The sequence below is a fragment of the Bacillus mycoides genome, assembly GCF_000832605.1.
Classification (GTDB): Bacteria; Bacillota; Bacilli; order Bacillales; family Bacillaceae_G; genus Bacillus_A; species Bacillus_A mycoides.
The window spans coordinates 5,097,971-5,112,562 of sequence record NZ_CP009692.1; the positions used below are offsets into that span (position 1 = coordinate 5,097,971).

General features: G+C 34.7%; 10 protein-coding genes. 5 read left to right on the forward strand and 5 right to left on the reverse strand.

The window, feature by feature from the left end:
- Positions 1–179 precede the first annotated feature (179 nt).
- Genes gerKA through gerKC form a run of 3 tightly spaced genes read left to right on the forward strand, consistent with a single transcriptional unit; the run spans position 180 to position 3,874 of the window.
- Entirely contained in the window at positions 180–1,682 is a 1,503-nt protein-coding gene (gene gerKA / locus BG05_RS27995; protein WP_002125193.1) for a spore germination protein GerKA, read from the forward strand.
- Positions 1,663–2,769, forward strand: coding sequence for a GerAB/ArcD/ProY family transporter (locus tag BG05_RS28000; RefSeq protein WP_000185782.1), 1,107 nt, complete (start codon positions 1,663–1,665; stop codon positions 2,767–2,769). The genes gerKA and BG05_RS28000 overlap by 20 nt, the downstream gene beginning before the upstream one ends.
- Complete coding sequence (gene gerKC / locus BG05_RS28005) at positions 2,750–3,874, forward strand: spore germination protein GerKC (RefSeq protein WP_002125191.1); 1,125 nt, start codon at positions 2,750–2,752, stop codon at positions 3,872–3,874. The genes BG05_RS28000 and gerKC overlap by 20 nt, the downstream gene beginning before the upstream one ends.
- A 31-nt stretch (positions 3,875–3,905) precedes the next feature.
- Here gerKC and treC read toward each other — a convergent pair whose 3' ends face one another.
- From treC to treR, 3 genes are all read right to left on the reverse strand, one after another.
- Positions 3,906–5,567 (reverse strand): alpha,alpha-phosphotrehalase, encoded by a 1,662-nt coding sequence (gene treC, locus BG05_RS28010; RefSeq protein WP_002186935.1) that lies wholly within the window; start codon positions 5,565–5,567, stop codon positions 3,906–3,908.
- A gap of 13 nt (positions 5,568–5,580) precedes the next feature.
- Positions 5,581–7,008: a PTS system trehalose-specific EIIBC component gene (gene treP, locus BG05_RS28015; RefSeq protein WP_003187321.1), complete on the reverse strand. Its 1,428-nt coding sequence runs from the start codon at positions 7,006–7,008 to the stop codon at positions 5,581–5,583.
- Between the two features lie 141 nt (positions 7,009–7,149).
- Positions 7,150–7,860, reverse strand: a complete 711-nt coding sequence (treR, locus tag BG05_RS28020) for a trehalose operon repressor (protein ID WP_003187323.1) — start codon at positions 7,858–7,860, stop codon at positions 7,150–7,152.
- A gap of 450 nt (positions 7,861–8,310) precedes the next feature.
- On the opposite strand from treR, the gene BG05_RS28025 reads away from it, so the two are divergent.
- Positions 8,311–9,708: an amino acid permease gene (locus tag BG05_RS28025; protein ID WP_002186932.1), complete on the forward strand. Its 1,398-nt coding sequence runs from the start codon at positions 8,311–8,313 to the stop codon at positions 9,706–9,708.
- Between the two features lie 31 nt (positions 9,709–9,739).
- Here the strand turns inward: BG05_RS28025 and BG05_RS28030 are convergent, their stop codons facing one another.
- Both BG05_RS28030 and BG05_RS28035 read right to left on the reverse strand, forming a co-directional pair.
- Positions 9,740–11,443: a putative bifunctional diguanylate cyclase/phosphodiesterase gene (locus tag BG05_RS28030; RefSeq protein WP_016126545.1), complete on the reverse strand. Its 1,704-nt coding sequence runs from the start codon at positions 11,441–11,443 to the stop codon at positions 9,740–9,742.
- A gap of 823 nt (positions 11,444–12,266) precedes the next feature.
- A complete protein-coding gene (locus tag BG05_RS28035; protein WP_033733777.1) occupies positions 12,267–12,578 on the reverse strand; it encodes a hypothetical protein in 312 nt (103 codons plus the stop codon).
- A gap of 380 nt (positions 12,579–12,958) precedes the next feature.
- Here BG05_RS28035 and BG05_RS28040 point away from each other — a divergent pair, with 380 nt between their 5' ends.
- The gene (locus BG05_RS28040) at positions 12,959–14,488 is read left to right on the forward strand and encodes a cardiolipin synthase (RefSeq protein ID WP_002186930.1); all 1,530 of its coding nucleotides are present in this window, start codon (positions 12,959–12,961) and stop codon (positions 14,486–14,488) included.
- The last annotated feature ends 104 nt before the right edge of the window (positions 14,489–14,592 follow it).

The following is a 14,592-nucleotide window of genomic DNA, read 5'->3' on the forward strand; positions in this document are numbered from 1 at the left end:
ATATTAATATCGCTAATCTAATATACGCTTTCTTTCCATCCCTTATATCCTATTTTCTTTAGTATAAAAGATGATGTAACGTAACCTTCAAGCTACTTTTTTCAAATAATCCAAGCATAATTTTCTCACAAACAACAAAAATTAACAGAAACAATTTCAATGTAAAGGAGATGGAAATTATGGCCGAACAGAAAAATTCACAACAAGATAATAAAAAAAAGCATATGTTTCCATCACTTCCGGAAAATATTAATTACATTGAAAATAAGCTCTGTCATTCAGATGATATAAAAAAATTAGATGTCCCTTTCCAAAATGGAAAAGGAACAATTATATATATCGAATCTTTAGCAGACCCAAATTTAATTCATCAATTAGCTCTTGAACCATTATTAACTCGATCGGATCTGTCTTTAGATAAAGCTTTTGCCACATTAAATATGAAAAAAGAAACAAATTTAAATTATGGTGTGCAGCTTTTATTACAAGGTAAATCTTTATATTTTCATGAACACGTCGACAGTTTTTGTATTTTCGAAACAGCTCTATCTTTAAAGAGAGATATAACAGAACCTGATAATGAAGGGATTGTCCGTGGACCGCATACTGGTTTAGTAGAAGATTTAGCAACCAATTTAGCTTCTATTCGTAAACTCATAAAAAGTCCACATGTCGTCGTTAAATATTTCACACTCGGTGAAGAAATGCATACGAAAGTGGCAATTGCTTATATGCAAAACATAGCTAATGACGATCTAGTTACAGAAGTAAAAAGAAGGTTAGAAACGATTAAGACAGATGCACTTATGCCTCCAGGATATATACAAGAATTTATAGAGGATACGTCTTTCTCACCCTTTCCGCAACAATTAAATACAGAGCGTCCAGATAGAGTCGCAGCAAATTTAATGGAAGGACGAGTTGCTATTTTATCTGATGGAGATCCAACTGCACTTATCGTTCCTGTTACGTTATTTGCTTTCTATCAATCACCAGATGATTATAATAACCGCTGGATTGTCGGTTCTTTCATCCGAATGATTCGCTTAGTCAGTTTCTTGATTGCCTTTCTCTTGCCCGCTATATATATCGCAACAGTTGCTTTTCATCCTGATGTGTTGCCGCTCGAACTTGTTTATACGATTAAAGCTTCATTAGAAAAAGTGCCACTTCCTCCTATTTTTGAAGCTCTCTTAATGGAATTAATCTTTGAATTATTACGGGAAGCTGGTATTCGCTTGCCAAGCCGAGTTGGACAAACAATCGGTATTGTAGGTGGTTTAGTAATTGGTGATGCAATTGTAAAAGCCGGTCTCGTTTCTTATACAATGATTATCGTTGTAGCTTTAACTGCAATCTCATCTTTTCTTGTTCCATCAAATGATATGAGTTCCGCAGTTCGGATTCTTCGTTTTCCGTTAATGCTCCTTGCTGCCATATTCGGCTATGTAGGAATATCATTCGGTCTCATTATAACTTTCGTTCATTTATGCCAGTTACATTCATTTCATACCCCCTATCTTTCTCCTGTTGCTCCGATGCGGATAAAAGATATGAAAGACTCTTTTGTACGACTACCAATTTGGTCGTTTTGGGAACGACCACATGATTCAAAACCGAAAAAAATGCAACGACAACATGTAACGAGAGAGGATGAGAACGGTGACAAACACGCAAAGTAAAATTTCACTTGTTCAATTTACCTTTTTCGTTATTCAATGCCAAATCGGAGTTGGTATACTTTCTCTACCAAACCGTCTTCACCCAATAGCGAAAGGTGGCGGATGGATTTCTGCTCTCATCGCTGGTCTTGCAATTCAACTTATTATTTTACTTATGTGGCTTTTCTTAAAACGATTTCCTGATGCAGATATGTATGAAAGTGTTTGTATGCTATTTGGGAATAAGTTTGGAAAACTATTAGGTTTTGCTTATGTTTTTTATTTTACCCTTATCGGTATGACGGTTATGTTAAATGCTTGTAATGTCATTAAAGTTTGGATATTACAAGCAACTCCTTGGTATGCCACCCTCATGCTATTTACAATAGCTTGTTGTTACATAGCTTATAATACGTTCAAAGTCATCGTACGGTTTTACGTCATGGCTTCTATTCTCATTTTACCAATGGCTCTTTTAATTGCCCTAGGGCTTACACGAGCTGATTTTTCTTACATTTTTCCAATTACAGAAGCCGGATGGTGGAATATTATTCAAGCATCAAAAGAAACCATTACAGCTATGTATGGTTTTGAGATTATTCTTATCGCTTTCCCAAAAGTAAACGGGAGTTCTGTGGCAAAACTGAAAGCAATTTCTATCGCTAATGGATTTGTAACTCTTTTTTATACTTTTACTGTTTGGATTTGCTTTATCGTATTTAGTCCAAAACAAGTTGAACTTATTCCAGAGCCAGTTGCTTACTTATTGCGTTCTCTGCATATTGGGATTATAGACCGAACCGATTTACTATTCATCCCAATATGGATGATAACTGTTGTAGCTTCTATTGCTAGTTATTACTGTGCTGCTTCTATAGGAATTGGACATATCTTCAATCTGGCTAATCATAAAAAGGCTGTTCCAATCGTTGGTATTATTGCTTTTAGTGTAGCCCTATTTATAGATACACCTGAAGAATTAAAAGTAATTGCAACTTTTACTGATAAGTTCACGTATATTTTCATAGTTGTCCTCCCTCTTTTATTTCTACTTTATTCAGTAATAAGGAATAAGAAAGGAGAACAGTATGTTCCAAAAAAGAGTTAAATTACTTTTTATATTATGTACTAGTGCATTCCTTTCTGGCTGTTGGGATCAAGAACCATTAAGAGAAGCGAGATTAGCTTATAGCATTGGATATGATATTACGGAAGAAAATAAACTTCAGCAAACGCTTGAACTCGTAAAAAGTTCAAGCGGAGAGCAATCTTCATTCGAGAATGAAATACATTCAGCAAACGGGCATAACATAAGGGATACAAGCGATGCCCTAAAAAAAAATGTGACTGGGAATATTCGCTATTTTAAATATGGTGTTCAATTACTAGGAACCAAAATTCTAAAAAAAGGTATACTCCCCTATTTAGATGTCAGCTTTCGGGACCCAACAAACCCAACTGCTTTAGTAAAACTTATTGCAGTAGATGGTGAAACATCCGAGATACTAGAAAAAAAGAAGGTAGGAAATTTACTAATTGGAGATTTTCTAAAGAAAAAAGTGAAAAGCTTAGAAGATATGAGTGTATTTCCAAAAGAAACTTTAGAAACAGCTGCTACAAAAATGTTAGATCCCGGTAAAGACTTTACCCTCCCTTCTATAAAAATAAAAGGAAAAGAAGTAATTACAAACGGGTTAGCTTTATTTAACAATGATAAATTAACTGGGCATTTACCTTTGAAACAATCTGTTTTATTCGTATTATTAACCGGAAAAATGGGAACAAGTGCCCGTATAACCCAAAAACTTACTAGCGATGAATCAGAGAAGACATCTGATTATTTAACAATGGAAGTTAGTAATCGAAAGTTAAAGCGAGACTTAAAAATAACAACAGATAGAAAAGGAAATGTATATGCTCACATTAAGCTTCAACTAAAAGTTATAGCCCTTGAGGCTCCAAGAGATAATATTTACAAAATGGAAGAAAGAAAAAAATTAAATGAAAAATTATCTAAACAACTTACAAAAGAAGCAAAACAAATAACGAACAGGTTACAAAAAGCAAATTGTGACGCTTTCGGTATAGGTAGAAATCTTATCGCTTATCATCCAGAGTTATGGAAGAAAAAGAATTGGAATAAAGATTATGCAAAGGTAAAATTTAAACCGGAAGTAGAAGTAAAGATTTTATATAGTGGCGTCTTAAAATAAAAAGGTTGGACGCCCGCCGGCATCCAACCTTTTATTTCATATAACGATATACAATTGACTCATACGGTCTTAAGTTAAGATTGGTAATATCTTTACTTGAATCTTTGTAATTTGATAATAATACTTCTTGTTTCATACCATCTAATTGAACATGAACTGGTACAGAATACGTTATTTCTTCTCCATAGAAGTTATTTATAACAAGTAATACTTCATTATTTACAGTACGTGTATACGCCCAAATGCTAGGATGATTTCCATCTAAAATAGCATATTTCCCTTCTGTAAGGACATCGTATTTTTTTCTAAGTTCAATTAACTTTTTATAATGATAAAATACAGACTCTTTATCTTCTAATGCCTTCTCTACGTTTATTTCTTTAAAGTTTTCAGCCACTGAAATCCAAGGTGTACTTGTTGTAAAACCACTATTCACCTCTTCATTCCACTGCATCGGAGTACGTGAATTATCACGAGATTTTTGTTTTAAAATCCCTATAATCTCTTCTTTTGATAATCCTTCTTCTAGCTTTATATCGTATATATTTAGCGATTCCACATCACGATATTGCTCGATGGACTCGAATTTAGGATTCGTCATACCGATTTCTTCTCCTTGATAAATGTAAGGTGTTCCTTGCAACATATGCATAGCTGTCGCTAACATTTTTGCAGATTCATTTCGGTACTTTCCATCATCACCGAAGCGTGACACAATACGAGGCTGGTCATGATTACACCAGAATAACGCATTCCATCCTCCGCCCTTTTGCATTTCAATTTGCCAATTAGACATAATTTCTTTTAACTTTATGAAATCAAAATTAGCTTTCGTCCACTTATCACCATTCGGATAATCTACTTTTAAATGATGGAAACTAAACGTCATGCTTAGTTCATTGCGCTCAGGATTCGAATATTTAATACAATTATCAATTGTCGTAGATGACATTTCTCCAACTGTAATTACATCTTTCCCTTCAAAAACATTTCGGTTCATCTCTTGTAAATATTCATGAACGCGCGGGCCATCTGTATAATATTTACGGCCATCGCTTGTCGCCATACTTCCGTCATCATTTAAGAACTGCTGATCTTTTGAAATTAAATTAATAACATCTAATCGGAATCCAGTTACCCCTTTATCAAGCCAAAAACGCATCATATCATATACTTCTTCACGAAGTTTTTTATTTTCCCAATTTAAATCAGCTTGCGTCTCATCAAATAGATGTAAAAAATATTGCTCAGTCTTTTCATCATACTTCCAAGCAGACCCGCCAAACTTAGACTGCCAATTATTCTTTTCATCACGCCAAATATAATAATTACGATACGGACTATTTTTATCTTCCTTCGCTTCTTTAAACCACTTATGTTCCGTCGAACTATGATTTACAACGATATCCAGCATAATTTCAATGTCACGTGCTTTCGCTTCTTCTAAAAGTTCTTCAAACTCTTCCATCGTTCCGTAAGATGGATCAATACTGTAATAATCACTTACATCGTATCCATTATCGTTTTGTGGTGATTCGTATATCGGTGTTAACCAAATATAATCTACTCCGAGTTCTTTTAAATAATCTAGTTTCTCTGTAACTCCTTTTATATCGCCAGTTTCTTTATTGTAATAACTATTAAAGCTCTTCGGATAAATTTGATAAACTACACTTTTATGCCAATCCTTCATGCTTAGCTTCCTCCTACTTCTGTTTTACTCGTTTTGCAAATAACCACGTTAACATAAATGGGATTACAACTGCGATAATCATTCCTACGATAAACATTGGAATCGATTTCGGAATGATAGAAATAAATGCTGGTAATCCGCCAATTCCAATAGCAGGTGCTAATACACCATTTAAAGTAATGAATATCGCCGCAATAGCAGATCCAATAATCGCTGCATAGAACGGGAATTTATTTCGTAAATTCACACCGAACATCGCTGGCTCTGTAATACCGAAGTACGCTGAGATTGCTGATGTCGATGCCATACTTTTATCATTTTGATTTTTAGAAATCCAGAACATCGCTAGTGCCGCACTACCTTGTGCAATGTTAGAAAGAGCGATCATCGGCCAAATAAATGTACCGCCGTGTTGTGCAATTAATTGCAAGTCAATTGCAATAAACATATGATGCATTCCTGTAATTACAAGCGGTGCATACAATGCTCCAAATAATATTGCCCCAAGTACTGGTACCGTTTCGTATACGCCTACTAATCCGGCTGTTAATAAATCTCCAATATGACGTGTAACTGGGCCAATAATTCCTAATGCTAATACACCTGTTACAACGATTGTTGTAATTGGTACAACTAATAATTGAATTGCATTTGGTACGTGTTTCTTTAAGAAAATTTCTACTTTACTTAATACGAATGCTGCTACTAAAACCGGTAAAATTTGTCCTTGATATCCTACTTTTTCAATTTGGAACAATCCTAAAATATCGAAGTACTCAATCTTTTGCCCCTCTAAACCAGTCGCTGCCTTTCCATAATCCCACGCATTTAATAAGGCCGGATGCACAAGCATTAATCCCATAACAATACCTAATATTGGACTACCACCAAAACGCTTCGTCGCTGACCAACCAACAAGTGCTGGTAAAAATACGAATGCTGTATTAGCCATCATATTAATTAAATCCCAAAGCCCGCCTAAGTTCGGATAAACATCTAATAAATTTTTACCCTCAAAAAATAAGTCCTTTGCCCCTAATAGATTGTTAATCCCCATCAGTAAACCAGCTGTTACAATCGCTGGTAATATCGGCATAAATACATCCGAAAATACTTTTACAAACTTTTGAGCTGGATTTAACTTTTGGTTTCCAGAGTCTTTCACATCAGCTACTGTCGATTCTTCCATACCTGCAAGCGTTATCAATTCAGCGTATACTCGATCGACATCACCTGGACCAATTACAATTTGAAATACCCCAGCGTTATGAAACGCTCCCTTTACTAATGAAACAGACTGCAATTTATCATTATCTATTTTACTTTCATCTTTTAAAGCGATACGGAGCCTCGTTACACAGTGCGCAGCTTGTTCAATATTGTCTTTCCCACCAATATACTGCAACACTTCTTCTGCTGTTTTACGATAGTCTTTCCCCATATTCCCGTCCCTCTTTTCTTTTTTTGATACCGTTTACACTTACATATTAACTCGTATATATAAGTTAGTCAACACTCGTATATATAAGTTGATGATTTTTTTATAAATAAAGAGATGGAACGATTATTTCGCTCCATCTCTTTATTTTCTTCGCGCCACATCTGAAAAGTGAAAAATATCTAAACGGTGACGTGATTCCGTATATTCGAACTGACTCCCATCGTATAAATGAGTAAAGTTTTTTACAACGACAACGTAGTCTGTCCCATTTAAATCTAAATACTTGCGGTCATCCTCTGTACATGGTTGCACTTCAATTAACCGCTGTGAATAGCTAATATGTAGCCCTAATTCTTTCTCAATGTATTTATAAATCGATGCAGTTGCAATTTCTCTCGTTAATCCTGGAATATACTCCGATACAAAATGGTTTATATCTAAAATTACTTTTTCTCCATCAATATTTCGTACGCGTTTAATATGATTTATTTCCGTTTTTTCTTTCACATTTAATAACTTTGCTACATCTTTCGTCGCTTTCATTTTCTCTATTTCCACGACCTCTGTAATACAATGACGTCCTAAACGTTCATTTTCTTCTTGAAAACTTACAATACCACCAAAGTTAAATTCAATGTTTTTGCGCTTTAATACAAAAACACCTTTTCCGTGTATTTTTTGAACATATCCACGCTCTTGCAATAAATCTACAGCTTTTCTTACAGTACCCCGGCTTGCCTCGTACTGCTTCATTAATTCCGTTTCTGATGGAATTTTGCATCCTTCTTTTAATTGTTTATTATCAATAGACTTGCTGATTTCTGTATAAATTTGTTCATACTTACTCATCATCTACAATAGCCCCTTGTCACCTTCTAGTTCTATATGTATTATACCACGCTATACTCTTCTGCCAATCTCTCACTTATTTTCCAGTACAAGAAAACTATGGGTAAATATTTAGTCTCTAAAACGTATTTTTATAATTTTTTTTATATTTTTCTTTTCATTCAAAAAAACATGTAGTATACTAACTTCAAAATCAGAGGAGAAAGGGAGCAAAGAACTATGCTTACTTATACAACAATTGTAGTTACATTTGCACAAAAACATCATCATCATACGTAACCCTTGAAACCTAGCGGAAAAATTACGCGTAGGTACAAGGGTTATTCCCGTTGTACCTACGCTTTGGCAAAGAGCCATGTAGGTATTTTTTATCTACATGGCTCTTTTTTTATTGCCAAAAAGCTAGTAAAAAATGATGTTTAAGCAAATCTTACTACAAAGGAGTTAACAAAAATGGAAACGAAAAAATGGGGATTATGGGTTTTAACAGCTTTTGTTATCGGGAATATGGTTGGCGGTGGCGTATTTATGCTCCCAGCAAATTTAGCACACGTATCAGGTCCAATGGGATCTACACTGGCATGGAGTATTACAGGACTTGGTGTATTTATGATTGCACTCGTATTTGGAAATTTAGCAATTCGTAAACCAGAATTAAAAGCAGGACCACAAAGTTACGCCCAAGCAATGTTTACTTCTCAAAAGACAGGTAAAGTTGCAGGATATAGTATGGCTTGGGGATACTGGGCTGCTAACTGGGCTGCTACAGCATCTGTTATTATTTCCTTTGCTGGATATTTATCAACATTTTTTCCAGTTTTACAAAGTAAGCAAATTCTCTTTTCAATAAATGGATTTTCACTAGAACTAGGAAAAGGGTTAACTTTTCTAGTATGTAGCCTTATGTTATGGGGAATTCAATATATTCTTTCTCAAAATATTGATCGAGCTGGAAATATGAATCTTCTTGCTACCATTGCAAAAATTATCGGATTTACAATGTTTATTGTGATTACATTATTCATTTTCAACGCCTCTAATTTCGGAGACGGTCAAACATTTATGAATGAAGCTGGACAACCTATTTCGTTGGGTGGACAAATAAATTCCGCTGCTATTGCAACACTTTGGGCGTTTATCGGTATTGAGTCAGCAGTTATGCTCTCTAACCGTGCAAAATCTCAGCACGATGTTAAGAAAGCTACGATTTTCGGATTAATCATCGCTCTTCTTATTTACATGGCAATTACTCTACTAACAATGGGCGCTCTTCCACAAGACGCTTTAAAAGAGTCTCAAAAACCATTAGTAGATGCATTAAATTTAGCAATTGGTACTAAAGGTGCTTATATAATGGCCTTACTTGCACTCGTATCTTTATTCGGCTCTACTGTAGGATGGATCGTTGTTAGCTCAGAAGTACCTTACCAGGCTGCTAAAAATGGACTTTTCCCTAAGTTTTTCAGTAAAACAAATAAAAAAGGTAGTCCTTCAAAATCATTATTTATTACAAATGTGATGACGCAAATTTTCTTATTCTCAACGATTTCTGGTACTGTTTCAGAAGCATATAATTTCGCTATTGTTGTAGCGACATTAGCATATTTAATCCCGTACCTTGTTTCTACCTTGTATCAGTTAAAATTAGTTATTACGGGGGAAACGTATGATATAATGCCGGGATCTCGAATAAAAGATGGAATCATTACTGCATTAGCATTTTTATATTCCATATGGGTTATTAAAACGGGAACTGCTGATTTAAAAACATTCTTCTTAGGCATTGGTTTGTTTGTATTAGGTCTTATTCTTTATCCAGTTTTAATGAAAGATTCACAAAAAAAACAATAAAAAAGAGAAGCTTTTCGCTTCTCTTTTTTTATTAAAAATCAGTTAATAACTTTTCTTTTAGTTCCCCTATATCTAACGGTTTCGCATAATAAAAACCTTGTACAAAGTCGCAACTCATTGATTTTAATAAACTTTCTTGTTCTACCGTTTCTACCCCTTCAGCAACCACTAATAAATTTAAACTATGGGCGATTTCAATAACCGATTTTACAATCGTTCGCTCTGGTTGTGCATGATCATAATGAAACTCACGAATAAAATTACGATCAATTTTCACAATATCAAGTGGTAGTTGTTTTAAATAATATAATGAGGAATACCCTGTTCCGAAATCGTCTAAAGCGATTAAAATTCCCATACTTCTTAATTCTTGTAATGTAGCAATAATATAATCAAAATGACGTACAGCTATACTTTCTGTTATTTCTAATATTAAACGATTTGGCGGAAACCCTGTTCGCTTCAATATACTACGAACAGATAAAATAAATCGCTTTTGCATCAATTGTTGTATTGATAAATTAACAGATAACTTCAGTCCCTCTTGATAATCTGGTAAAGTTTTAAACAGTCGACATGACTTTTCTAGTACCCAGTCTCCTAGTTTTATAATAAGTCCACACTCTTCAGCTACAGGGATAAATTCACTTGGTGAAATAGGACCTTCTTCTGTCTTACAGCGTACTAAAGCCTCAATACCAGTACATTTCTTTGTTTTCAAATCAATAATGGGTTGTAATGCCACTTTTAATTCTTCGTCACGAATCGCTTTTTGCAAAGCAAATTCTATTTTCATTCTACGGTTTATTTTCGCACGTAATTCATCTGTAAAGAAGCACGCCGCATTTCTTCCTTGCTCTTTCGCACTATACATGGCTAAATCCGAATTTTTTAATAACGTTTCAACGTCTTTTCCATCTTGCGGATAGGAACAAAGTCCTAGACTAGCTGAAATATATACTTCATGACCTTCAAGCATAAATGGCGCTTGAAAGCATGATAACACGGATGTCGCTAACTGCCTCATCTCATCATTTGTATGAGTTTTTGTTAACAGCACAAATTCGTCGCCACCAAGCCTAGCCAGAACATCTTTCTCTCCTAGCACATAATGCAACCGTGAAGCAACTTCGCTTAAAAGTAAATCTCCTATCATATGACCTAACGTATCATTCACTAATTTAAAACGATCTAAATCAAAGTAAATCATGCCAAACTCTATTTTCTCTGCAATCATCTTATTTACAGTCGTAATTAACTGTAAACGGTTCGGTAAACTTGTTAACGCATCATGATAAGCAAGTTCCCTATAACGACTTTCGCTTAATCGTAATCTTTGTTCTGCTTCTTTCCTACTACTTATATCATTTCGAATTGCAATAAATTGATAAGGTTCTCCCTTTTCATTTAAAAATGGAACAATTGTTGTTTTAACCCAATAATACGTACCATCTTTTGCTTGATTTCGAATTTCCCCTGTCCAGACTTTTCCACTCAAAATACGCTTCCATAGGATTTGAAAAAATGCTTTCGGATGATATCCGGAATTTAAAATACGGTGATCTTTTCCTATTAACTCTTCTCTTTTATATTTTGAAATTTTACAAAATTTATCATTCACATATGTAATAAGACCATTTCGGTCTGTAATAGCAACAATTGAAGACTCATCTAATGCTAATTTTAAATCTTGCAATGAAGAGTCATATAATGCATGACCTCTTTGTTCTAGCATGCGCACCTCTCCTTGCTTCCTATCTGACTAAAACACAACTCGTTTCTCTTCATAGAAATAGAGATATTTCATTTTCTAACAATACGCCTTTACATAAAATGAAACTTTAATCAGTGGGGGGGTTGTCCATCCCCCACTGATTATTAGCCTTCACCAATCGGGCTTTTATCTCCCACCTAACTTCCTCACATTCACCGAATTTTGAGGTGGGAGTCTTACTGCCCGTTAATGCGGGATAAATCACAATTTTTTTCTAAATAGGCCGATTAAAATAACATAATATTATTTATAAAAAAAAGCAATATGGTGCTGTTTTAATTATAGTAGAAGCTTCTCATCTCTCTACTTATCTAAGCTTATTATACAGTATTCTCTTACATTCTTTGAATTTGTAAAGTGACAATTTCATCACTATTAGCCTCTGCTCCCTACTAATACGACCTCACACCTAACCTCTTTTATTTCATTAAATGTTAAGATGTAAATCTAACTGCCGATACATAATGAAATAGAGATTAATATACAAAATGCAACGATTCACGAATAATAATATAAAGTGAAACTTTAATCAGTGGGGGTTTTGTTCATCCCAACTGATCACCAATCGGGCTTTTACGGGTAGCAGGGCTTCCACCTAACTTCTTTGTTCCAGCTGAATTTTGAGGTGGGGGTTTTACTGCCCACAAATAGCGGGATAAAGCCAAAATTTGCATTTAACATATTGAATCATAATAACAAAATATTAACATATTTTCACCTTGTTTTTGGAAATATTTTATAAATAAATTATTAAACTAAAAAAGAGGATATCCTCTTTTTTAGTTTAATACTGATATGGTATTTGCTGATAACCCGGGTATGGCATTGGATATGGTGCTGGGTATGTTACTGGGTACGGTGCTGGATAGTAGCCTCCACCTGCCGCACCCGTTAATGCGCCAGCTGTAAGCCCACCTAACATGCCTCCAGCAAAACTTCCTGGGAAAAATCCTCCGCCCCACGAGCCGCCACCCCAGCCCCATCCACCACCGTGATGATGATGATGATCATAATGATTGTGTCCTCCATGGTGATTATGCCCTCCCCCACCATGATGATTACGATAATATCCTCCGTGATTTAGCATATAGTTCATTTCTCTTCCTCTCCTTTTCAATTTCCCTACTTTAATATGTGTTGTATGAATAGTAAGGATACTGTTAATAATCCGTATAGTATGGATAGCAATATCCGCCATAACCAAACGCAGGACTAAGTAAAGCCCCTTCCAGGAAAGAATCCTCCTCCTAAAAATGGAGAATGTACAAACCCACCAAATGGAAGATCGTACATTTTATTCATCCCCTTTTCTATATAAAAATGTAATAATATACTGTATGTAGGACAAATGCGGAAAGCATGGGGAAAATGTCTATATTTTGTAAAAAAAACAAAACACTTTATAATAAGAATGTCAGATTACACCTTTTATATAAGAAGTCTATATTTAAGAAAGATTTGAGGAATTTTATAGAAATGAAGAAACCTATCGTTCAATTATTATTAATATTTACAATCGTATCTATCGTTCTTTTCCTATTAAATACATCGGTTATTTCGTTATATACGTTTGTTGGTGCTCTATGGTCCATCACAATCGTAGGAATTTCATTCGTTATTTTTATCGAAAATAGATCACCCCAAAGTACCTTAGCGTGGTTTTTAGTATTAGCACTTCTTCCTGTTATAGGTGTACTTTTATACTCTATTTTCGGGCGTAGCCGTTGGAGAAGAAAAAAACATCTTCATCGTTCAGAAGAACAAAGAAAGTTATTCCGCGAAATATTAGAAGGAAGACGACTAGAATTATCACTCACAGTCCCATTACATGAACGTTCTATACATTTAACAGAAGTCCTACAAAAATTCGGAGGCGGGCCTGCCGCAGATAGAACGACAACAAAACTTTTAACAAACGGTGATCAAACCTTTTCAGAAATTTTGAACGCAATCGAGAATGCAAAACATCACATACATATTCAATACTATATTTATAAATCTGATGAGATTGGTACAAAAGTACGAGATGCTTTAATACAAAAAGCAAAAGATGGTGTTATTGTACGCTTCCTTTATGATGGACTCGGAAGTAATACGTTAAGACGACGATTTTTACAACCTATGAAAAAAGCTGGAATTGAAATTGTCGAATTTGACCCTATTTTTTCAGCTTGGTTACTCGAGACAGTTAATTATCGTAATCACCGTAAAATCGTCATTGTAGATGGAGAAATTGGTTTTACCGGAGGGCTCAACGTCGGTGATGAATATCTTGGTCGCTCAAAAAAATTCCCTGTTTGGCGTGATAGTCATTTAAAAATAGAAGGAAAAGCATTGTATAAATTACAAGCCATCTTTCTAGAAGATTGGCTTTATGCGTCTAGTGGATTGAATACTTATTCTTGGGATCAATTTATGAATAGACACTACTTCCCAGGAAAAGAAATTCCGGATGCAGAAGGTGCGGTGCAAATTGTAGCAAGTGGACCAAGCTCAGATGATAAAAGTATTCGTAATACATTACTAGCTGTTATGGGCTCAGCCAAAAAATCTATTTGGATCGCTACACCATACTTTATTCCGGATCAAGAAACTTTAACATTATTACGCTTAAGTGCAATATCTGGCATAGATGTACGCATTTTATATCCTGGTAAGAGTGATAGTATTATTAGCGATCAAGCATCTCAATCCTATTTCACTCCACTTTTAAAAGCTGGTGCTTCTATTTACAGTTATAAAGATGGATTTATGCACGCAAAGATTGTACTCGTTGACGATAAAATTGCAACAATCGGAACAGCAAATATGGATGTACGTAGCTTTGAATTGAATTATGAAATTATTAGCGTACTATATGAATCAGAAACCGTTCATGATATTAAACGCGATTTTGAAGAAGACTTTAAACACTCCACTGAAATTAAATGGAACTCGTTCCAAAAAAGAAGTATCAAAAAACGAATATTAGAGTCCTTTATGCGACTCATTTCTCCTTTACTATAAGCAATCAATGTGATATTGATTGCTTTTTCTTTTATATTTCCCCCTTCTCCTTTTCTTTGCATACCATATTAAAACAAGTTATCATAAGATGTATTACTTTATGA

What these genes read in the sequence shown, in the direction of transcription:
- BG05_RS28040 (WP_002186930.1), top strand. Translation starts at nt 12,959, where the DNA reads ATGAAGAAACCTATCGTTCAATTATTATTAATATTTACAATCGTATCT.
- treC (WP_002186935.1), bottom strand. Translation starts at nt 5,567, where the DNA reads ATGAAGGATTGGCATAAAAGTGTAGTTTATCAAATTTATCCGAAGAGC.
- BG05_RS28025 (WP_002186932.1), top strand. Translation starts at nt 8,311, where the DNA reads ATGGAAACGAAAAAATGGGGATTATGGGTTTTAACAGCTTTTGTTATC.
- treP (WP_003187321.1), bottom strand. Translation starts at nt 7,008, where the DNA reads ATGGGGAAAGACTATCGTAAAACAGCAGAAGAAGTGTTGCAGTATATT.
- treR (WP_003187323.1), bottom strand. Translation starts at nt 7,860, where the DNA reads ATGATGAGTAAGTATGAACAAATTTATACAGAAATCAGCAAGTCTATT.
- gerKA (WP_002125193.1), top strand. Translation starts at nt 180, where the DNA reads ATGGCCGAACAGAAAAATTCACAACAAGATAATAAAAAAAAGCATATG.
- BG05_RS28030 (WP_016126545.1), bottom strand. Translation starts at nt 11,443, where the DNA reads ATGCTAGAACAAAGAGGTCATGCATTATATGACTCTTCATTGCAAGAT.
- gerKC (WP_002125191.1), top strand. Translation starts at nt 2,750, where the DNA reads ATGTTCCAAAAAAGAGTTAAATTACTTTTTATATTATGTACTAGTGCA.
- BG05_RS28035 (WP_033733777.1), bottom strand. Translation starts at nt 12,578, where the DNA reads ATGAACTATATGCTAAATCACGGAGGATATTATCGTAATCATCATGGT.